Raw genomic sequence first — 20,659 nt, 5'->3', positions numbered from 1 at the left:
CTTATTAAATGTGTTTTTGTTTTACAGACTGTAACATTATACGACAAATTATTCGAAAAGACAATTCGCAATTGATTATTTTAGCATAAAATAAATGTTAAAATTATTTAAACTTGTATAGCAGAATTGACAAATATTCTATGAAAAGTTAGAATGACTACAGTGTAAAACATATGAAAGACAGGGATTATTCTATGAACAATTGGTTAGATAAACTGGAGAGAAAGTTCGGAAGATATGCGATTCCGAATCTGATGTATTATATTATTATTTTGTATGCTGCTGGATTTGTCTTAAATCTGGTGAATCCATCATTCTATTATCAATATCTGAGCCTGAACGCTTCGGCAATCTTGCATGGTCAGATATGGAGGATTGTGACATTCATAATTCAACCACCGTCTACCAGCCTGATTTTTATTATATTTGCGTTATATTTATATTTTATGATTGGACAGCAGTTAGAGAGAGCCTGGGGAGCATTTCGGTTTAATCTTTACTTCTTTTCCGGAATGATTTTCCATGTGATTGCAGCAATTATTGCTTATCTCTTGACAGGAATCTCTTTTCAGATGGATACCTGGTATCTGAATATGTCTCTGTTTTTTGCTTTTGCTGCTTTATATCCTGATCTACAGTTTTTGCTGTTTTTTGTGATACCGATCAAAGCAAAATATCTGGCATTGATTGATGGATTATATTTTGTCTATGCGATTGTTCAGGCATTTTTGCCGGCTTATGGCGGAAGTGTCTATGGTATTTATTACAAGGCTAACGCTCTTGCAGCAGTGGTTTCCATACTGAACTTTCTGATCTTTTTCTTGAATTCAAGAAATGCAAGGGCGTATTCTCCGCGACAGATGAAGCGAAAAAAGGAATTTCAACGCAAAGTAAGGCATGCACAGCGTCCTGTTAATACCTATGCAAACGGTGCAAAACACAGATGTGCAGTCTGTGGCAGAACGGAGTTGGATGATCCAAAGCTGGAATTCAGGTATTGTTCTAAATGTAATGGTAATTATGAATATTGTCAGGATCATTTGTTTACACATACACATGTAAAATGATTTTACCAATAATAGTTATAAGAGAGGAATTAAGGGAATATGAAAAAAACAAAAATTATTTGTACAATGGGACCAAACACGAATGATGAAAGCCTTATGAGAAAATTAGTCCAGAGTGGTATGGATATTGCCAGATTTAATTTTTCTCACGGTGATCATGAAGAACAGAAGATGAGAATGGATATGCTGAAAAAGATTCGTGATGAGGAAGGAAAGCCAATTGCGATTCTTTTAGATACAAAAGGACCAGAGATACGTACGGGAATCTTGAAAGATGGCAAGAAAGTAATGCTTCAGGCTGGTAATGTATTTACTTTAAGCACAGAGGATATTGTCGGAGATGAGACGAAGACATCTATCACATATCCAGGTCTGGTCGCAGATGTTCAGGTTGGAAGTACGATTTTGATTGATGATGGACTTATTGAGTTGAAAGTAAAAGAAAAAAGAGACACTGAGATTGTGTGTAAGATAGTGAACGGTGGTGAATTGGGAGAGCGTAAAGGTGTGAATGTACCGAATGTTCCAGTCAGACTTCCTGCAATTACTGATAAGGACAGAGACGATCTTCGATTTGGTGTAGAGCAGAAGGTTGATTTTATTGCAGCATCATTTGTGAGAAATGCAGAGTGTATTCTTGAAATCAAAGCATTTTTGAAAGAATGCGGTGCCCCATATATTCCGGTTATTGCCAAGATTGAAAATGCAGAGGGAATCAAGAATATTGATGAGATCATTCGATGCGCTGATGGAATCATGGTGGCTCGTGGAGACCTTGGTGTTGAGATTCCTGCAGAAGAGGTTCCATATCTTCAGAAGATGATCATTCAGAAATGTAATGATAATTATAAACCGGTTATTACTGCAACACAGATGTTAGATTCTATGATCCGCAATCCTCGCCCGACAAGAGCAGAAGTAACAGACGTAGCTAATGCCGTATATGACGGAACGGATGCGGTCATGCTTTCTGGTGAGACTGCGCAGGGTAAATATCCAGTTGAAGCTCTTCAGATGATGGTTCATATTGTAGAAAGTACAGAAGAACATCTGGATTATGATCTGATTCTTAAGAAAGCCGGTGAGCATAGGATGAAGAGTGCGTCCAGTGCCCTGGGCCATGCGACTGTAACAACTGCAAATAACCTAAGAGCAAAATGTATCATTACTCCTACAGTGTCAGGAGCAACGGCAAGAGTTGTATCTAAGTTCAAACCGCAGATGGACATCATTGGCGTTAGTCCGAATGAAACAACTTTGAGAAGAATGCAGATTTACTGGGGCGTAAGACCATTAAAATCTATTGAAGTTCATACGACGGAAGATATCTGTAATAGTGCAATTGATCTGATCTGTGCAAAACAGATGGCAGAGACAGGAGATGTTGTGATCCTGACAGCTGGAATTCCATCTACCAATGTGGCTGGAGTGAAGACTGGAGTCAGCAATATGATGAGGATTGCGGTTGTAGATTAAGAAATCGTTGTAGTAATAGAGGCGGAATGTTTCTGCCTCTTTTTTCTTGACCTTTGTTAGCTATTAGACCCTTAATGAAATTAAAAAAAACCTTGTGAATGTATTGACATATTATCTAACATCCTTTATAGTGTTCCTATCGAGAACTACTAAAAGAAATGGGGTGATTAATTGGAACAGCTGTCATTTGTGGAACGTCTGATGGAATTTGGCCTTACGCGGCAGGAAGCAAATATTTATCAATGTATGATAACTGAAGGAAAAGTGACAGGATATGAGGTGGCTAAGCAGACGGGAATTTCTAGATCGAATGCGTATAATTCTCTTGCAAATATGACGGAGAAGGGTATTGCATATCTGGTAGAAGAAGGAAATACGCGAAAATATGTTCCGGTTCCACTGGATGAATTCTGCAAGAATCGTATCCGTAAGCTGGAAGAATCAAAGAAATGGCTGATCGCACATGTACCATCTGAAAAGACATATGTGGAAGGATATATTACAATTGAAGGTGCTGATCATATCCTGGACAAGATGAGAAATCTCTTGTCTCAGGTGGAAAAAAGAGTATATATCAGCTGCACAAGGAATTATCTGCTTCTTTTAGTCAGAGAATTAGAAGACTTAATTCGCGACAAAAAGAAGGTTGTGATTATTACAGATCAGCCAGCATCCTTTGATAATGCTAAGGTATATGTTGGTGAAAACAGAGGTATGCAGATTGGCCTGATTGCAGATTCTAGATATGTTCTTACTGGAGAATATGGAGAAGGAAGCTTGAATACTTGTTTGTATTCTGGACAGAAAAATTTTGTGGAGTTATACAAAACTGCACTTTCGAATGAAATAAAACTACTATCGATGCGGGAGGAAAACCAACAATGAAAAAAGAACCATTTGTAACGAAAGAACAGTTAGATGAGATTGTAAAAGAGTATCCAACACCTTTTCATTTGTATGATGAAAAAGGTATTCGTAAAAATATGAAAGCATTAAAAGAAGCATTTTCATGGAATAAAGGCTATAAAGAATATTTCGCAGTAAAAGCGACACCTAATCCATTCTTGATTAATATTTTGCGAGAATATGGCTGTGGCTGTGATTGCTCGTCATATACAGAATTAATGCTTTCTGATGCAATAGGTGCATCTGGAGAAGATATTATGTTTTCATCTAACGATACGCCTGCAGAGGAATTCGTGCTTGCTGAAAAATTAGGAGCTATCATTAATCTGGATGATATTACACATATTGATTTTTTGGAGAAAACAATTGGACATATTCCGGAGATCATTAGTTGTCGCTACAATCCGGGTGGATTGTTTAAAATCAGTAATGATATTATGGACAATCCAGGAGATGCCAAATATGGTATGACAACGGAACAATTATTTGATGCATTTAAAATATTGAAAGAAAAAGGAGCAAAAGAATTTGGAATTCACGCATTTCTTGCAAGTAATACTGTGACGAATGAATATTATCCTATGCTTGCAAAGGTATTATTTGAAGTGGCAGTAAAACTTCAGAAGGAAACAGGTGTGCATATCAAGTTTATCAATCTGTCTGGGGGAATTGGAATTCCGTATACACCTGATCAAGAGCCAAATGATATTCGGATAATAGGGGACGGTGTCCGCAGAGTATATGAAGAGGTTCTGGTTCCGGCCGGAATGGGTGATGTGTCAATTTATACAGAATTAGGACGTTTTATGATGGGACCATATGGTTGCCTGGTAACTACAGCGATTCATCAAAAACATACACACAAAGAATATATTGGCGTTGATGCATGTGCAGTAAATTTGATGCGTCCTGCAATGTATGGTGCTTATCATCATATTACTGTTATGGGAAAAGAAAATCATCCATGCGATCACAAATACGATGTTACAGGTTCTTTGTGTGAAAATAATGATAAATTTGCCATTGACCGTATGTTGCCAAAGATTGATATTGGCGATTTACTAGTGATTCACGATACAGGTGCTCACGGATTTTCCATGGGATATAACTACAATGGAAAGTTAAAATCAGCGGAAGTTCTTTTGAAAGAAGACGGAACGACTCAGTTAATTCGAAGGGCTGAAACTCCGGCAGATTATTTTGCAACATTTGATTGCTTTGAAATTGGCAGAAAATTAACTGAAAATTAACAACAAGGTCCCCTGTCAAGAGTTGAATTTATGAAAAATAAAGTGTATGGTATACTCATATCTTATACAGGAGTAGGAGGAATAGGAATGAGAAAAAAAGGGCTTTTGGCTGTTTTGCTTGTTATGGCAATGTCTCTTTTGAGTGGTTGCGGGGGAATGAGTGCGGAAGATGCAAGTTCTTATGCAAAGTCTGTTTTGGATGCCAGCTATAAAGGAGAATTTGATGACTATATCGAATGGACGAAATCCACAGAAGATGAGGCAAATGAGTTGTATGAGGGCAATATTGACACAACAATGGAAGAAGCTGGTTTTTCTGACCTTGGAATATCAGAAGAACTGATGGCAAGTTACAGAGAATTGTTCCTGGATATGGTCAAGCATGCAAAATACGAAGTAGGAGAGGCAAAAGAATCGGATAACGATGCATATACGATTGACATTACAGTAGAACCGTTTATAGCCTTTGAAGGAATTCAGGAAGAGGTGACGGCTTCTCTTACAGAAGAAATAAGTAATATGACAGAGATTCCGAGTGATGAGGAATTGAATCAGATGGTATTCCAGAGAATGTATGATCTTATGGCTGCAAGAATGGAAGATCCTGCATATGGTGATCCTGCAATCGTTACAATTACCGTACAGCCAGATGCTGATGGTGTATATTATATTTCTCAGGAAGATATGACAGCACTTGATGATGCAATGTTTCCGACAGATAGTTTCTAATATATTTAAGAAAAAAGATGCGTTATATATCAGATTAATAAATGATATAACGCATCTTTTTTCTTAAAAAATAAAAACCAGATCCGTACTTGACCTGGTTTTTAATGCGGATGGTGGGACTTGAACCCACACGAAGTCGCCCTCGCAAGATTTTGAGTCTTGTGCGTCTGCCATTCCGCCACATCCGCATGTTCTTTTGCTTTTCGCAACAACATGATAAATTATAACCTTTTAATTTGAGAATGTCAATGGTTTTATAAAGAAATTTTGCAAAAAAAACAGGGTAAAATTGATTTGGTGAATAATTTCCTTTTAAAAACCAATGTTTTGGTGTATAGTAATAGGGTAGTTTTGTTTTTAATGGAGAATTCTATATGAATGAAAAGATTGTATTGATAGATGGACATAGTATTTTAAATCGTGCGTTTTATGGCCTGCCGGATCTGACGAATGCAGATGGGCTTCACACGAATGCAATCTACGGATTTTTAACAATTATGTTCAAAATCTTAGAAGAAGAAAAACCAGAATATCTGACAGTTGCTTTTGATGTTCATGCTCCGACATTTCGTCATGAGATGTATGCGGAGTATAAAGGTACGAGAAAGCCTATGGCAGATGAATTGCGTCAACAGGTCCCGGTCATCAAAGATGTTTTACATGCAATGGGAATCAAGACGATTGAATCAGCCGGCCTGGAAGCAGATGATCTTCTGGGAACTTTGTCTAAACGTTGTGAGAAGCAAGGAATGGAAGTGGCGATTATTTCTGGAGACAGAGATTTACTTCAGCTTGCAACAGGGCATGTGAAGATACGTATTCCAAAGACCAAGCAAGGCAGAACAGAAGTTGAAGATTATTTCGCGCAGGATGTAAAGGAACGTTATCAAGTGACGCCTTTGGAATTTATTGATCTGAAAGCTTTGATGGGCGATACCTCGGATAATATTCCTGGAGTCCCAAGTATTGGAGAAAAGACTGCTACGAAGATTATAGCAGAATATCATACGATTGAGAATGCTTATGACCATGTTGATGAATTAAAGCCGCCTAGAGCCTCCAAAGCATTGAAAGAACATTGGGATATGGCGGTGATGAGTAAGAAACTTGCCACGATTAATGTGGATGCTGATTTTCCTTATAAATTGGAGGACGCAAAGCTTGGAAATATCTATACTGAAGAGGCTTATGCATATTTTCAGAAGCTTCAGTTCAAGAATCTTCTTTCTAAGTTTGATGTAACAGCTCCTTCCAATCAGATTGAGTCTGTGTTTCGAGAAGTTACAGATATTCAGATGGCAGAAGAGATTATGACGAAAGCCAGGGCTGCAAAATGTGTAGGTGCGTGTGTTTTCCAGGATACGGAAAATGTATTACCACTTTTTGCCAATCAGGCAGGTGTCGGGGGAATAGGGTTGTGTTTCTCTGAACAGAATGTTTATTGTATTCGAACTGGGCATGGTATAGATACTTCGTGGCTGTTGAATCAGCTGGAGGTGATAGCCGAAGAAACAGAACGATATGTTATGTTTGATTTGAAATCAGCGATGAAGTATTTAAAGATCAGTAATACTTCAAACTGTTTCGATGCGACAATCGCAGCGTATTTGTTGAATCCGTTAAAGAGCAATTACACTTATGAGGACGTTGCAAGAGAACAATTGGATATTGTAATAGAAGAAAAAGCGGAATTGTATGTTAAGATATGCTATGAAGCATATACAGCATATACAGCATCTGAACGTTTATGGGAAAAACTTAAGGAATGTCATATGGACAAGCTTTTTACAGAGATAGAGATGCCATTGTTATTTACTTTGTATGAGATGGAAGCAAATGGTGTAAAAGTGGAGGCAGAGGCTCTGAAATTCTATGGTGATCAGTTGGGTGCCAAGATTGTAGAACTTGAGAAAGAGATCTATGAAGAAGCCAATGAGACATTCAATATCAATTCACCAAAGCAGCTGGGCGTTGTGCTGTTTGAAAATATGAAGATTCCTGGTGGAAAGAAGACAAAAACCGGATATTCTACGGCTGCGGATGTGTTGGAAAAGTTGGCACCTGATTATCCAATTATTGCGAAAATTTTGGAATACAGGCAGTATTCCAAATTAAAATCTACCTATGCAGATGGGTTGGCAAATTACATCTGTGATGATGGAAGAATTCATGGAAAATTCAATCAGACGATAACGGCTACAGGAAGAATCAGCAGTACAGAACCTAATCTTCAGAATATTCCGATTCGAATGGAGTTGGGACGATTAATTCGTAAGGTTTTCGTTCCGGAAGAAGGATATATATTTGTAGATGCCGATTATTCACAGATCGAACTGCGGGTACTGGCCCACTGTTCAGGAGATAGTCATTTGATTGAGGCATATAAAGAAGCCAGAGATATTCACAGAATCACTGCCTCACAAGTCTTTCATGTTCCATTTGATGAAGTCACTGACCAACAGCGGCGGAATGCGAAAGCAGTTAATTTCGGAATTGTGTATGGAATCAGTTCTTTTGGATTGAGTCAGGATCTGAGTATCAGTCGAAAAGAAGCAGCAAAGTATATAGATGATTATTTTAAGACATATCCGGGAATCAAGACATTTTTGGATGACACGGTAAAACATGCAAAAGATATGGGTTATGTTGTTACGTTATTTGGCAGACGTCGTCCGGTTCCAGAGTTGGCGTCCAGTAATTTTATGCAACGTTCCTTTGGAGAAAGAGTGGCGATGAATTCGCCGATTCAGGGAACTGCAGCGGATATAATGAAGATTGCCATGATAGGGGTCAGCCGAAGGCTGAAGGAAAAGCATATGAAATCAAAACTGGTTCTTCAGGTTCATGATGAATTATTGATTGAGGCTTTTCAACCGGAATTAGAGGAAGTGAAGGCAATTCTTCAGGAAGAGATGGAACAGGCAGCTTCCTTGGATGTACCATTGGAAGTTGATATGCACACAGGAGAAAACTGGTACGAGGCAAAGTAGAGGTGTAAGAGAATGAAGGTTATTGGAATTACAGGCGGAGTTGGCGCGGGAAAGACTCAGATCTTAGAATATTTGAATAATAAGTATGGTGCTACCATCTGTCAGGCTGATGCTGTAGGAAAAAAACTCCAGAAAAAAGGTACAGAGTGTTTTGATGCAATCGTGGCACATTTTGGTACAGAGATTTTAGATGCAAAAGGCGAGTTGGATAGAGAAAAACTGGCAGATATTGTTTTTTCGGACAAAGTAGAATTATCTGTTTTAAATAGTATTGTGCATCCGGCAGTGAAAGAAGAGATTTATAAAAAGATTGCCAAAGAAGAACGTAAGAATACGAATTTATTTATTCTGGAGTCAGCGATTCTCATTGAAGATCACTACGAGGAAATCTGTGATGAGTTATGGTATATCTATGTGGAGGATTCTATTCGTAAGAAAAGATTAATCTATGCAAGAGGATATGATTCAAAGAAAGTAGATGATATTATTGCGGCACAGCTTCCAAAGAGTATGTTTATGAAACACTGTGACCGTGTGATTGATAATAGCAATACTTTTGAAGAGACAAAGATACAGTTGGATAAAATTGTGGCAGATTTATAAGAAAGGCAGAAAATATACAGTATGAGATTATGCAGCATTGCCAGTGGAAGCAGCGGTAACTGTATCTATGTAGGAGATGATAATACGCATCTTCTGGTAGATACAGGGATTAGTAAGAAGAGGATTGAAGAAGGGTTACATATACTGGGAGTCAAAGGAGAAGAACTGAAAGGAATTTTGATTACTCATGAACACATTGACCATATTCAGGGACTTGGTGTGTTCAGCAGAAAATATGAGATTCCAATCTATGCGACAAAAGGTACAATAGCGGGAATACGCGGTTGCAGTAGCCTGGGCAAGATGCCTGATGGATTACTGCACGAAGTAAATGTTGATGAAGTGTTTTCTGTGGGAGATATGAATATCTGCCCTTTTTCTATATCGCATGATGCAAAAGAACCATCAGGATATCGAATTGAAAATGAAAAAAAAGCTGTTGCTGTTGCGACAGATCTTGGAAAATATGATGATTATACTGTGAAACATTTACAGAATCTGGATGGAATTGTTCTGGAAGCAAATCATGATATTCATATGCTGGAAGTCGGTCCATACCCATATCCTTTGAAGAAAAGAGTGATGGGTGATAAGGGACATTTATCAAATGAATTGTCAGGGCGGCTTCTTTGTGATATACTACATGACAATTTACAGTATGTGATACTTGGTCATCTGAGTAAGGAAAACAATTATGAAGAACTGGCTTATGAGACAGTAAAACTGGAGGTCAGCTATGGAAACAACCCATATAAGGGAGATGATATTCCAATCATGGTGGCTAAACGAGATACTGTATCAGATATTATAACACTATAGGCAAACATGAGAAGCAGGAGGAACTAAGATGAGAAAGTGTGTAATTACAGTTGTGGGAAAGGATACCGTTGGAATCATTGCAAAGGTCTGTACGTATTTGGCAGAGACGAATATTAACATTCTGGATATTTCACAGACGATTGTCGATGGATATTTTAATATGATGGCAATCGTTGATGTCACAAATTCTGCAAAAGAGATTCAATGCGTGGCAAAAGAGTTAGAGGAGTTGGGGGTTTCCATTGGTGTGACGATTCACTGCCAAAGAGAAGAAATCTTTGAAAAAATGCACAGACTATAGAGGAAGACAGAAAGGCCAGGTATTAGAATATGATTAACAGATATGAAGTGTACGAGACAAACCAGATGATCGAGGAGGAAAACCTGGATGTCAGGACGATTACTCTTGGAATCAGTTTATTGGATTGCATTGATTCGGATCTGAAGAAGTTAAATGATAATATATATCATAAGATAACAGCAACAGCAAAAGATCTGGTTTCGACTGGCGAACAGATTGAACGGGAATTTGGAATTCCTATTGTAAATAAAAGAATTTCCGTGACTCCAATAGCGTTGATCGGCGGTTCGGCATGTAAGAAGTCTGAAGATTATGTTACAATTGCAAGGACGTTAGATAAAGCAGCAAAAGAAGTTGGTGTGAATTTTATCGGTGGATATTCTGCCTTGGTTTCAAAGTCCATGACGAAGAGTGATGAGAACTTGATTCGATCTATTCCAGAGGCTTTGGCATGCACTGACCGTGTCTGTAGTTCTATTAATGTTGGATCAACCAGAACAGGAATTAATATGGATGCAGTCAGATTGAGCGGAGAGATAATAAAAGCAACTGCCGAGGCCACAAAGGAGAATGATTCTCTGGGCTGTGCAAAATTAGTGGTATTTTGTAATGCCCCTGATGATAATCCGTTTATGGCGGGTGCATTTTTGGGAGTTACTGAAGGGGATGCGGTCATTAATGTTGGAGTTAGTGGCCCTGGCGTTGTAAAGCATGCGATTGAACAGGTACGCGGACAGGGATTTGAAAAATTGTGTGAGACAATTAAGAAAACTGCATTTAAAGTGACTCGAGTTGGACAGCTGGTTGCTGGAGAGGCTTCAAAAAGAATGGGAATTCCATTTGGAATTATTGATCTTTCTTTGGCACCGACTCCTGCTGTAGGAGATAGTGTTGCGGAGATTCTGGAGGAAATTGGACTGGAAAGAGTTGGCGCTCCGGGTACGACTGCAGCACTCGCAATGTTGAATGATCAGGTGAAAAAAGGGGGCGTCATGGCTTCTTCTTATGTAGGAGGGTTAAGCGGTGCGTTTATCCCGGTCAGTGAAGACAAAGGGATGATCGATGCTGTGAATCTTGGAGCTTTGACGATAGAAAAATTAGAAGCAATGACTTGTGTCTGCTCTGTCGGTCTGGATATGATTGCAATTCCCGGAAAGACAAAAGCATCAACAATCTCGGGAATTATTGCCGATGAGATGGCAATAGGCATGGTCAATCAGAAGACAACGGCTGTCCGGTTGATTCCTGTGATTGGAAAAGATGTCGGGGAAACGGCAGAGTTTGGTGGATTATTGGGTTATGCACCGATTATACCGGTGAATGAATATGATTGCAGTGCATTTGTGAACAGACAGGGAAGAATTCCCGCACCGATTCACAGTTTTAAGAATTAGAGAGGAAAATGAAGAATGGGAAAAGTGGCGATTGTAACAGACAGCAACAGCGGAATTACACAGAAACAAGCAGAACAATTGGGAATTCATGTTCTCCCAATGCCTTTTTATATTGATGGAGAACTTTATTATGAAGATATCACATTGACGCAGGATGAATTTTATAAAAGATTGGAAAATGATGCGGATATCTCTACTTCACAGCCGTCTCCTGCAGATGTAATGGAGTTGTGGGAAGAACTGTTGGAAAGCTATGAGGAAATTGTACATATTCCGATGTCAAGCGGTCTGAGTAGTTCTTGTGAGACTGCGATGGCTTTGGCACAGGATTTTGATGGAAAAGTACATGTAATCGATAACCAGAGAATTTCTGTAACTCAAAGGCAGTCTGTATTAGATGCTATTGAGATGGCCAAAAAGGGAATGCCTGCAGTTGAGATTAAAGATGTTTTAATGCGGGAAAAATTAGAAGCCAGTATTTATATTACAGTAGATACGTTAAAATATTTGAAAAAAGGTGGAAGAGTGACTCCGGCAGCCGCTGCATTGGGAACAGTTCTGAACCTGAAACCAGTCCTGCAGATTCAAGGTGAAAAATTAGATTCATTTGCTAAAGTACGTGGATGGAAATCTGCCAAAAAAACTATGTTAGATGCAATGGAAAAGGATATCAGTGAAAGATTTGCTGGACAAACTGTGCATTTGGAAGCTGCGTATACCTGTTCTGATGAAGAAGCAATGCAGTGGAAAGCGGAGATTCAGAACCGCTTTCCAGACTATGATATCGTGATGGATCGCCTGTCATTGAGTGTGACATGCCACATAGGGGCTGGCTCCATGGCGATTGCGTGCAGTAAAGTGATAGAATTATAATCTCAAATTCTAATAATCTGATGTTGATATTCATTGATAAAAGGCATTTTAAATTTGTTGGTGATAACACTTTCATATAGGTTGGAAGCAAAGATGTCCTGCTCTAACATCTGTAATCCAGTATTGTTTAGCTCACTTGTCTGCGTAAGTTTTGTGATTAATGGTACTTTGGAATGTTGTTTCAGGTGAGATAAAAGTTTTCCGGCATCTTTGCGAAAACCAAGAATGTGTGCATATTGGCAAAAGCCTTCTTTTTCGTAGATCAGCATATCTTCGTTCGTTATATTCAGCAAGATATGAAATAAACTTCTGCTGATTCTAGTATAAGTTATATCTTTTGTTTTTAACAAATCACAAAATTGCTCAAAAGTTATAAAGTCATTGACATGGTTCATGATCCGATTTGCCAGATCTTCGGTGACATCTTTGTATTTTACTAAAGTATCACGTGTTTCTGACAATAATTTGTATTTTAAGATAAGAGAAAAATCGTTGGCATAAATAGGATATCGATTACGATGCATTTCTTCAAGCATACGTATACAAGAAGGTGGTACCTGATCCTCCAGTCTAGTCAATACTTCAGACATGACAGGCTCATCAAACATACCTTCTCCTTCTAGATGAATGGAATTGCTTGCGTATGCAAGAAGCTTGCGAATCGCAGAAGCTGAACTATAGTTCCCAGTCAGATGTTCATCGTGATATCCAGATACTTTTCGCTTGATAGTATATGACTTGATATTACTGTGGGTTTTATGAAGGGTTTTAATATATTCAATTCCAAGAATATTGTTGGGCTGCTCTAAAATCATATCTATGGAATCATCTTTTAGATAATTGGCGAGAGCCATTTGTCTTGCGCGTGGAAAAGACATGCCCTTCCGTAATGCTTCCTGCAGAGAAAACTTATACTCTTCAGGTTCCTCTGAAATGATATGTGCAATATTTTCCAGGACATTATAATCCCCACATTCACTTCCAAAACAGATCGCATCGACGCATCCCAACTGTTCAAACAGAGAGATAGCACCAGCTGCAAAATATTCAGCACTTCCGACTGCGTAACATACGGGAAGCTCCATAAGGAGATCGACACCTGCTTCCAGGGCGACTTCTGCCCGCAAATGCTTTGGCATAATAGCAGGAGCACCGCGCTGAACATAATTTCCGCTCATAACAACAATGACAGCATCTGCATCAGTAAGTTCCCGGGCTTTCTCTATATGGTATAAATGTCCATTATGAAATGGGTTGTATTCCGTAATTAATCCGACGATTTTCATCATAATCTCCTTGTATATCTTTTTGAAATTGATTATACTATAGAAAGATTAAGTTCGCAAATATTGGGAGGGAGGGTATATATGGAAAGCGAAGAGATGAACGTTAAGCCAGAAGATACAGAACAGGAAGAAAAAGAGTTTGACTATCTGGAAGAACGTGAAGAACTGACTGAAGAACGTATTCTTGACATGTTAGAGAACCGTCAGTTCAAAGAATTAAAAGAAGAACTTGAAAATAATATGTATCCTGTCGACCTTGCAGATATATTGGAAGAATTTGACCAGAAACAGTTAGTGATGGTATTCCGATTGTTGGCAAAAGAAGAAGCAGCAGAGACTTTTACGTATATGAACAGTGATATGCGTGAAGTCTTGATCAATGCACTGACGGATTCCGAGCTGGAAGAAGTCATGGAAGAAATGTACCTCGATGATACGGTTGACGTTCTGGAAGAAATGCCTGCCAACGTGGTGGACAGACTTTTGATGGTGACAGATGAGGAGACCAGAGCGCAGATCAATCAATTACTGCAATATCCTGAAGACAGTGCCGGAAGTGTAATGAATGTAGATTACATTGCATTACGGCGTGAGATGACGGTGGCGGAATCCATATTAAAAATCAGACAAGTAGGTCTGAATCGTGAGACAATCTATACTTGTTATGTGACCGAAAAGAGAAAATTAATCGGTCAAGTCGATGTCAAAGAACTTCTTACAACCAGTGAATCCAAGACTATCGAAGAGATCATGGATACGAATATGCTTTATGCACATACTACAGATGACCAGGAAGATGTGGCAAGGACAATCACAAAATATGGTTTGATTGCATTGCCCATTGTAGACCATGAGATGTGCATGGTCGGTATCGTAACTGTTGACGATGCTATGTTGGTATTACAGGAAGAGACCACAGAAGATATCAGTATCATGGCCGGTGTCAATCCGAGTGAGGAATCCTATTTTGGAACGACTGTGTTTGAACATGTAAAGAGTCGTATCCCATGGCTTCTGTTCTTGATGCTTTCTGCAACAGTTACTCAGATGATCATGAATAGTTATGAGGCGGCACTTGCTGTTATGCCACAGCTTGCGGGATTTATACCGATGTTGACCGGAACCGGAGGAAACTGCGGATCCCAGAGTTCCACGCTGATAATCCGTGGATTGTCGGTGGGAGAGATAGAGTTTAGTGATCTGTTCAAAGTAGTATGGAAGGAAGTCCGTGTTGCTGTCTGTATTAGTCTGATTCTTTCGGTTGTCAATGGAATTCGAATTATGCTGATGGGACAGGGAGATGCGTTGATGGCATTTACGATTGGATTAACAATGGCATGTACAGTCGTAATTGCAAAAGTAGTGGGATGTACCTTGCCTCTGCTTGCAAAAAAGATTGGGTTAGATCCTGCAATCATGGCAACACCATTGATTTCCACATTGGTAGATATCAGTACTATTAGTGTATATTTTGCAATCGTAAGCCATGTATTTCAGCTATGATTCACTATAATAATCTAATTTTTATGACAATTGTATATAAAAATAGACATAAGATTCTAAGAAGAGACCTTGTCCACGAGGTCTCTTTGTATTATAATAAAAATACTGAGAATATATGGAAAGGAGTCTATCAATCATGGGATTTATAGATGAAATTAAAGCAAAAGCAAAAACATGTAAAAAAACAATTGTACTTCCTGAGACAGAAGACATCAGAACTTATGAAGCAGCAGAAGCTGTATTAAAAGAAGGAACTGCTAATCTGATCTTAATCGGAAGCGAAGAAGAGATCGCAAAGAATAAGGGCTCTTTTGATATCAGCGGAGCTACAATTGTAGATCCTGCAACCTATGAGAAGACAGATGCATACATTGCAAAGCTTGTTGAGTTAAGACAGAAAAAAGGTATGACAGAAGAACAGGCAAGAGAACTTCTGTTAACAAATTATCTGTATTATGGTGTTATGATGGTCAAGATGAAAGATGCTGACGGTATGGTATCTGGAGCATGCCATTCTACAGCAGATACATTAAGACCATGTCTGCAGATTCTGAAGACAAAGCCAGGAACAAAATTAGTTTCTGCTTTCTTCGTAATCGTAGTACCGGATTGCGATATGGGTGCTGACGGAACATTCGTATTTGCAGATTCTGGACTTGAGCAGAATCCAGATCCTGAGAAACTTGCTGCAATCGCACTTTCTTCTGCAGATTCATTCAAGCTTCTGACTGGAAAAGAACCAATCGTTGCAATGCTTTCGCACTCTACAAAGGGAAGTGCAAAACATCCTGACGTTGATAAAGTAGTAGAAGCAACACGTATTGCAAAGGAAAATGCTCCAGAAGGACTGCTTCTTGATGGAGAATTCCAGCTGGATGCGGCTATTGTACCAGAAGTAGGAGCTTCTAAAGCACCAGGTAGCCCGGTGGCAGGTAAGGCTAATGTATTAGTATTCCCAGATCTTGATGCTGGTAACATTGGATACAAGCTTGCACAGAGACTTGGAAAAGCAGAAGCTTACGGACCACTTACACAAGGTATCGCAGCACCGGTCAATGACTTATCCCGTGGATGCAGTGCGAAAGATATCGAAGGTGTAGTAGCAATCACAGCTGTACAGTGTATGGCAGAAGACTAATTATTTAGTGAAATATTATAAATTATCAAAGAGAGGTATGTATTTATGAATGTATTAGTTATTAACTGTGGTAGTTCATCCTTAAAATTCCAATTGATCAATTCTGAATCTGAAGAAGTTCTGGCAAAAGGGCTCTGTGAGAGAATCGGAATCGACGGAAGCCTTACTTATCAGCCGGCAGGCGGAGAAAGGGTGAAATCTGACAAAGCAATGCCAACACATACAGAAGCAATTCAGTTTGTAATTGATGCTTTAACTGATCCAGAGACAGGAGTTGTTAAGAGCCTGGATGAGATTGGTGCAGTTGGACATCGTGTGGTACATGGTGGGGAAAAATTTGCAAGTTCGGTTGTGATTACAGATGAAGTAAAGAAAGCAATTGAAGAGTGTAATGATCTTGCACCACTTCACAATCCGGCAAACCTGATCGGAATCAATGCATGTCAGGAATTAATGCCAGGTACTCCGATGGTTGCTGTATTTGATACTGCATTCCATCAGACAATGCCGGAGAAAGCATACATGTATGGACTTCCATATGAGTATTATGATAAATACAAAGTAAGAAGATATGGTTTCCATGGTACAAGCCACAGTTTTGTATCTAAGAGAGCAGCTGAATTAGTTGGCAAACCATATGATCAGGTAAAGACAATTGTATGTCACCTTGGAAATGGAGCCAGCATCTGTGCAGTAGAAAACGGAAAATCCGTGGATACTTCTATGGGGCTTACTCCTTTGGAAGGTCTGGTAATGGGTACGCGTTCCGGTGATATTGATCCGGCAATCCTTGAATTCATTGCTAAGAAGGAAGATCTTGACATTGCTGGTCTTATGACAATGCTGAATAAGAAGTCTGGTGTATATGGTCTTTCCAATAATCTTTCCAGCGATTTCCGTGATCTGGACGCTGCTGCAAGTGAAGGAAATAAACCTGCTAAAATTGCATTAGAAGTATTTGCATATCGTGTTGCAAAATATGTTGGAAGTTATGTTGCAGCAATGAATGGTGTAGATGTCATTGCATTTACTGCAGGTATTGGAGAGAATTCTGGATCCATGCGTGCAGATGTTATCAAGTATCTTGGATATCTTGGAATTACACTTGATGAAGAAGCGAATGGCAAACGTGGTGAGGAGATTGCAATCTCAACTCCAGATTCTAAGGTAAAAGTTCTTGTAATTCCTACCAATGAAGAGCTTGCGATTGCTCGTGAGACGGTAGCATTAGTATAAACAAGATATAAGAATATGATATGGTTTTAGGAATACCCTCCTGCAGTTTTGTGGGAGGGTTTCATCATACTGATGTATCAGAAAACGTCGAATTTCTGGAACAGTTCGAAAAATTTGAAAGGTTTTAAGCAAAATCAACAAATATTTGTTGACAAAAACCTTTTACGTGATATAATAATCTAGGTATGAATAGGGGTGACTATATGTTAATTGACCTATCCAATGTTTTGTCTGAACCACATAAATCCTTGGATGAAACAGTTCCATGTACATTAGAAGTATTTCAATCAAAACTCGGTACGTTTCCGGTTTTATCAAAAGAGGATGTCTATATTACGATTGATTATGTAAAAGATAGACAGATTGAGATTCACGGGACATGCGGACTTGTGATAGAGATACCTTGTGATCGTTGCCTGGAGCCTGTTCCGACAGAATTTCATCTTGATTTTACAAAAAAGGTTGAAGCAGGAGTTTCTGAAGAAGAGAAGATGGATTCAGATGAATTCGATGAATCAAATTATATTGACGGATATGCTCTCGATGTAGATAAACTGATCTACAACGAGGTACTAATAGGGTGGCCGACGAAGATTCTGTGTAGCGAAGACTGTAAAGGAATTTGCAACGTATGTGGTCAAAACCTGAATCAGGGAACTTGTAGTTGTGAAGATACAAGTCTTGACCCTAGAATGTCAGTTATCCGCGATGTGTTTAAGAATTTTAAGGAGGTGTAACCCATGTCAATTTGTCCAAAGAACAAATCTTCTAAAGCAAGAAGAGATAAAAGAAGAGCTAATTGGAAAATGAGCGCTCCAAACCTGGTTAAATGCAGCAAGTGTGGCGAGTTAATGATGCCTCACAGAGTGTGCAAGGCTTGTGGCTCATACAACAAAAAAGAAATTATTCCTCAGGACTAATTTAGAATGATGTTGAAAGGTAAGACTTACTAGTGGTTGGTAAGTCTTATTTTTTATGTAGAAATCATTGCTTTTTATAACAATGTTTAGTAGAATAAAATCTAGTAGGCTAGGAGGAAAGATTATGTCAGAAATTACAAAAGTAGTATTGGACGCCATGGGCGGTGACAATGCACCAAAAGAGATGATTAAAGGTGCTGTTGAAGCTGTCTCAAAAGAAGCTGGCCTGAAAGTGATTCTGGTAGGTCGCGAAGAGGAGATTACTTCAGAGCTTGCATCTTACAATTATAAGAAAGAGCAGATAGAGGTAGTGAATGCCACAGAAGTGATTGAGACCGCAGAACCGCCGGTTAATGCGATTCGCCGGAAGAAGGATTCGTCAATCGTAGTTGGTATGAAGATGGTGAAGAAAGGAGAGGCAGATGCTTTTGTGTCTGCAGGAAGTTCTGGAGCCATTCTTGTTGGCGGTCAGACGATTGTAGGAAGGCTTAAAGGAGTTGAGAGACCACCGCTTGCACCATTAATTCCAACAGAAAAGGGAGTCAGTCTTTTGATTGACTGCGGAGCGAATGTGGATGCCAGACCATCGCATCTGGTTCAGTTTGCCAAGATGGGTTCCATATATATGGAGCATATTGTAGGAATAAAAAATCCTAAGGTAGCGATTGTAAATATTGGAGCAGAGGAAGAAAAGGGAAATGCATTGGTAAAAGAGACATTTCCATTGCTGAAAGAGACAAAAGGAATCAATTTCACAGGAAGCATTGAGGCCAGAGAAATTCCACATGGACAGGCAGATGTGATTGTCTGTGAGGCATTTACTGGGAATGTAATTTTGAAATTGACAGAAGGACTTGCATCTACACTGGTTGGAAAGATCAAGGAAGGTATGATGAGTACCCTTCGCAGTAAAATTGGTGCACTTCTTGTAAAACCGGCATTGAAAGCAACGTTGAAGGAATTTGATGCCAGTGAGTACGGTGGAGCGCCACTTCTTGGATTGAATGGTCTTGTAGTGAAAACACACGGAAGTGCAAAAGCAAAAGAAGTGAGCAATACATTGATTCAGTGTGTAACCTTTAAGAATCAGAAAATTAATGAAAAAATCAAAGAGTGTATTCAAACGGATGTGATATCCGCTGAATAGAGAGAACAATAAGTAGGAGAAAAGGAGAAACAAAATGGAATTCGAAAAAATTAAGGAAATTATTGCTGATGTATTGAATATTAATGCAGACGAGATTACGATGGATACTACATTTGTAGATGACTTGGGAGCAGATTCTCTTGATATTTTTCAGATTATTATGGGGATAGAAGAGACATTTGATATTGAAATTGATAATGATGATGCTGAGAAGATCGTTACAGTAGGAGATGCTGTAGAACAGATCAAAAATGCAACAAATAACTAGGGAATATAGAAAAGAAAAAGCCCAGTAGGGCTTTTTCTTATGTGAGGCATATTATGGGACTGGATTTAAGAATATTAGAAAATAAAATCGGATATAAATTTAAAGATTTTCATTTATTAAAAAAAGCGATGATTCATAGTTCTTATGCAAATGAAATGCATCTGCCAAAATATGAATGTAATGAGCGTCTGGAGTTTTTAGGAGATGCTGTATTGGAATTGGTGTCTAGTGAATTTTTGTTTTATGAACATGGGAAGATGCCGGAAGGTGAACTTACAAAGACAAGAGCCAGTATGGTATGCGAGCCGGCTCTGGCTTTTTGTGCCAGAGATTTGAAGTTGGGTGATTACCTTCTGCTTGGCAAAGGAGAGGAAGCTACTGGAGGACGTAAAAGAGAATCTATCACCTCAGATGCAATGGAAGCACTGATTGGAGCAATCTATATTGATGGTGGTTTTGCTAATGCAAAAGAGTTTATTCAGCGATTTATCTTGAAAGATCTTGAGAATAAAAAGCTCTTTTATGATAGCAAGACTATCCTGCAGGAAATTGTACAGGCCAATTTTAAAGAGGTCATTTCCTATAGACTGATTGGAGAAGAAGGTCCTGATCACGATAAATCGTTTCATGTGGCCGTCTCTATTGGAGAAAAGGTCTATGGCCTTGGTACGGGCCGTACAAAAAAAGCGGCAGAGCAAGACGCAGCTTACCAGAGTATTTTGAAGCTGCACAAGATGAATATAAAGTAGGTGT

The 20,659-nt window shown here is 39.0% G+C and carries 20 protein-coding genes and 1 tRNA gene; 19 read left to right on the top strand and 2 right to left on the bottom strand.

From position 1 onward, the window contains the following. Positions 1-194: 194 nt before the first annotated feature. The 5 genes from ABE613_RS04840 to ABE613_RS04820 all read left to right on the top strand — a co-directional run bounded on the left by ABE613_RS04840 (position 195) and on the right by ABE613_RS04820 (position 5,428). Positions 195-1,067, top strand: coding sequence for a rhomboid family intramembrane serine protease (locus tag ABE613_RS04840; protein WP_235233444.1), 873 nt, complete (start codon positions 195-197; stop codon positions 1,065-1,067). A gap of 39 nt (positions 1,068-1,106) precedes the next feature. Further along, positions 1,107-2,543 carry a pyruvate kinase gene (pyk, locus tag ABE613_RS04835; protein WP_347375836.1) on the top strand — a complete coding sequence of 479 codons (1,437 nt, stop codon included), beginning with the start codon at positions 1,107-1,109 and terminating at the stop codon, positions 2,541-2,543. A 201-nt stretch (positions 2,544-2,744) separates the two neighbouring features. Continuing rightward, positions 2,745-3,428, top strand: a complete 684-nt coding sequence (locus tag ABE613_RS04830) for a TrmB family transcriptional regulator (RefSeq protein WP_334302619.1) — start codon at positions 2,745-2,747, stop codon at positions 3,426-3,428. Next, entirely contained in the window at positions 3,425-4,699 is a 1,275-nt protein-coding gene (locus tag ABE613_RS04825) for a diaminopimelate decarboxylase (protein ID WP_235233440.1), read from the top strand. Before ABE613_RS04830 ends, ABE613_RS04825 begins: the two co-directional genes overlap by 4 nt. Positions 4,700-4,786: 87 nt before the next feature. Next, complete coding sequence (locus tag ABE613_RS04820) at positions 4,787-5,428, top strand: hypothetical protein (RefSeq protein WP_235233437.1); 642 nt, start codon at positions 4,787-4,789, stop codon at positions 5,426-5,428. Between the two features lie 105 nt (positions 5,429-5,533). Here ABE613_RS04820 and ABE613_RS04815 read toward each other — a convergent pair. Then, positions 5,534-5,616 (bottom strand) — tRNA-Leu (locus ABE613_RS04815). A gap of 186 nt (positions 5,617-5,802) precedes the next feature. Here ABE613_RS04815 and polA point away from each other — a divergent pair. Genes polA through ABE613_RS04785 form a run of 6 tightly spaced genes read left to right on the top strand, consistent with a single transcriptional unit; the run spans position 5,803 to position 12,408 of the window. Continuing rightward, positions 5,803-8,418, top strand: a complete 2,616-nt coding sequence (gene polA / locus ABE613_RS04810) for a DNA polymerase I (RefSeq protein WP_235233435.1) — start codon at positions 5,803-5,805, stop codon at positions 8,416-8,418. 12 nt (positions 8,419-8,430) lie between these two features. Beyond that, on the top strand, positions 8,431-9,021 hold the full coding sequence (gene coaE, locus ABE613_RS04805; protein ID WP_235233434.1) for a dephospho-CoA kinase: 591 nt from the start codon (positions 8,431-8,433) through the stop codon (positions 9,019-9,021). A 21-nt stretch (positions 9,022-9,042) separates the two neighbouring features. Beyond that, the gene (locus ABE613_RS04800) at positions 9,043-9,840 is read left to right on the top strand and encodes an MBL fold metallo-hydrolase (RefSeq protein WP_235233433.1); all 798 of its coding nucleotides are present in this window, start codon (positions 9,043-9,045) and stop codon (positions 9,838-9,840) included. Between the two features lie 28 nt (positions 9,841-9,868). Further along, a complete protein-coding gene (locus ABE613_RS04795) occupies positions 9,869-10,141 on the top strand; it encodes an ACT domain-containing protein (RefSeq protein ID WP_235233432.1) in 273 nt (90 codons plus the stop codon). Between the two features lie 29 nt (positions 10,142-10,170). Then, positions 10,171-11,535, top strand: a complete 1,365-nt coding sequence (locus ABE613_RS04790; RefSeq protein WP_235233431.1) for a PFL family protein — start codon at positions 10,171-10,173, stop codon at positions 11,533-11,535. A gap of 15 nt (positions 11,536-11,550) precedes the next feature. Further along, positions 11,551-12,408 carry a DegV family protein gene (locus ABE613_RS04785; protein WP_235233430.1) on the top strand — a complete coding sequence of 286 codons (858 nt, stop codon included), beginning with the start codon at positions 11,551-11,553 and terminating at the stop codon, positions 12,406-12,408. Between the two features lie 2 nt (positions 12,409-12,410). Here the strand turns inward: ABE613_RS04785 and ABE613_RS04780 are convergent, their stop codons facing one another. Next, complete coding sequence (locus tag ABE613_RS04780) at positions 12,411-13,694, bottom strand: nucleotidyltransferase (RefSeq protein WP_235233454.1); 1,284 nt, start codon at positions 13,692-13,694, stop codon at positions 12,411-12,413. Positions 13,695-13,859: 165 nt separating this feature from the next. On the opposite strand from ABE613_RS04780, the gene mgtE reads away from it, so the two are divergent. From mgtE to rnc, 8 genes are all read left to right on the top strand, one after another. After that, positions 13,860-15,197 (top strand): magnesium transporter, encoded by a 1,338-nt coding sequence (gene mgtE, locus ABE613_RS04775; RefSeq protein WP_235233453.1) that lies wholly within the window; start codon positions 13,860-13,862, stop codon positions 15,195-15,197. A 136-nt stretch (positions 15,198-15,333) separates the two neighbouring features. Continuing rightward, on the top strand, positions 15,334-16,335 hold the full coding sequence (gene pta / locus ABE613_RS04770) for a phosphate acetyltransferase (RefSeq protein WP_235233429.1): 1,002 nt from the start codon (positions 15,334-15,336) through the stop codon (positions 16,333-16,335). A gap of 45 nt (positions 16,336-16,380) precedes the next feature. Continuing rightward, positions 16,381-17,571: an acetate kinase gene (locus ABE613_RS04765; RefSeq protein WP_347375835.1), complete on the top strand. Its 1,191-nt coding sequence runs from the start codon at positions 16,381-16,383 to the stop codon at positions 17,569-17,571. Positions 17,572-17,774: 203 nt separating this feature from the next. Further along, positions 17,775-18,308 (top strand): YceD family protein, encoded by a 534-nt coding sequence (locus ABE613_RS04760; protein WP_235233425.1) that lies wholly within the window; start codon positions 17,775-17,777, stop codon positions 18,306-18,308. Positions 18,309-18,311: 3 nt separating this feature from the next. Continuing rightward, a complete protein-coding gene (gene rpmF / locus ABE613_RS04755; RefSeq protein ID WP_004606185.1) occupies positions 18,312-18,491 on the top strand; it encodes a 50S ribosomal protein L32 in 180 nt (59 codons plus the stop codon). Between the two features lie 124 nt (positions 18,492-18,615). Further along, positions 18,616-19,638: a phosphate acyltransferase PlsX gene (plsX, locus tag ABE613_RS04750; protein ID WP_347375834.1), complete on the top strand. Its 1,023-nt coding sequence runs from the start codon at positions 18,616-18,618 to the stop codon at positions 19,636-19,638. A 34-nt stretch (positions 19,639-19,672) separates the two neighbouring features. After that, complete coding sequence (gene acpP, locus ABE613_RS04745; RefSeq protein WP_235233423.1) at positions 19,673-19,906, top strand: acyl carrier protein; 234 nt, start codon at positions 19,673-19,675, stop codon at positions 19,904-19,906. A gap of 53 nt (positions 19,907-19,959) precedes the next feature. Further along, positions 19,960-20,655 (top strand): ribonuclease III, encoded by a 696-nt coding sequence (gene rnc, locus ABE613_RS04740; RefSeq protein ID WP_235233422.1) that lies wholly within the window; start codon positions 19,960-19,962, stop codon positions 20,653-20,655. The last annotated feature ends 4 nt before the right edge of the window (positions 20,656-20,659 follow it).

This window comes from Dorea chungnamensis (assembly GCF_039832125.1).
In the GTDB taxonomy this organism is placed as follows: Bacteria; Bacillota; Clostridia; order Lachnospirales; family Lachnospiraceae; genus JAFBIX01.
Note: the sequence above shows the minus strand (reverse complement) of the source record. Positions and strands in the feature narration are given on the sequence as shown.

Coding starts and splice junctions, on each gene's coding strand:
- ABE613_RS04790 (WP_235233431.1), top strand. CDS start 10,171: ATGATTAACAGATATGAAGTGTACGAGACAAACCAGATGATCGAGGAG.
- ABE613_RS04760 (WP_235233425.1), top strand. CDS start 17,775: ATGTTAATTGACCTATCCAATGTTTTGTCTGAACCACATAAATCCTTG.
- acpP (WP_235233423.1), top strand. CDS start 19,673: ATGGAATTCGAAAAAATTAAGGAAATTATTGCTGATGTATTGAATATT.
- plsX (WP_347375834.1), top strand. CDS start 18,616: ATGTCAGAAATTACAAAAGTAGTATTGGACGCCATGGGCGGTGACAAT.
- ABE613_RS04800 (WP_235233433.1), top strand. CDS start 9,043: ATGAGATTATGCAGCATTGCCAGTGGAAGCAGCGGTAACTGTATCTAT.
- pta (WP_235233429.1), top strand. CDS start 15,334: ATGGGATTTATAGATGAAATTAAAGCAAAAGCAAAAACATGTAAAAAA.
- coaE (WP_235233434.1), top strand. CDS start 8,431: ATGAAGGTTATTGGAATTACAGGCGGAGTTGGCGCGGGAAAGACTCAG.
- ABE613_RS04765 (WP_347375835.1), top strand. CDS start 16,381: ATGAATGTATTAGTTATTAACTGTGGTAGTTCATCCTTAAAATTCCAA.
- ABE613_RS04795 (WP_235233432.1), top strand. CDS start 9,869: ATGAGAAAGTGTGTAATTACAGTTGTGGGAAAGGATACCGTTGGAATC.
- ABE613_RS04825 (WP_235233440.1), top strand. CDS start 3,425: ATGAAAAAAGAACCATTTGTAACGAAAGAACAGTTAGATGAGATTGTA.
- rpmF (WP_004606185.1), top strand. CDS start 18,312: ATGTCAATTTGTCCAAAGAACAAATCTTCTAAAGCAAGAAGAGATAAA.
- pyk (WP_347375836.1), top strand. CDS start 1,107: ATGAAAAAAACAAAAATTATTTGTACAATGGGACCAAACACGAATGAT.
- ABE613_RS04785 (WP_235233430.1), top strand. CDS start 11,551: ATGGGAAAAGTGGCGATTGTAACAGACAGCAACAGCGGAATTACACAG.
- ABE613_RS04840 (WP_235233444.1), top strand. CDS start 195: ATGAACAATTGGTTAGATAAACTGGAGAGAAAGTTCGGAAGATATGCG.
- ABE613_RS04780 (WP_235233454.1), bottom strand. CDS start 13,694: ATGAAAATCGTCGGATTAATTACGGAATACAACCCATTTCATAATGGA.
- rnc (WP_235233422.1), top strand. CDS start 19,960: ATGGGACTGGATTTAAGAATATTAGAAAATAAAATCGGATATAAATTT.
- ABE613_RS04830 (WP_334302619.1), top strand. CDS start 2,745: ATGGAATTTGGCCTTACGCGGCAGGAAGCAAATATTTATCAATGTATG.
- ABE613_RS04820 (WP_235233437.1), top strand. CDS start 4,787: ATGAGAAAAAAAGGGCTTTTGGCTGTTTTGCTTGTTATGGCAATGTCT.
- polA (WP_235233435.1), top strand. CDS start 5,803: ATGAATGAAAAGATTGTATTGATAGATGGACATAGTATTTTAAATCGT.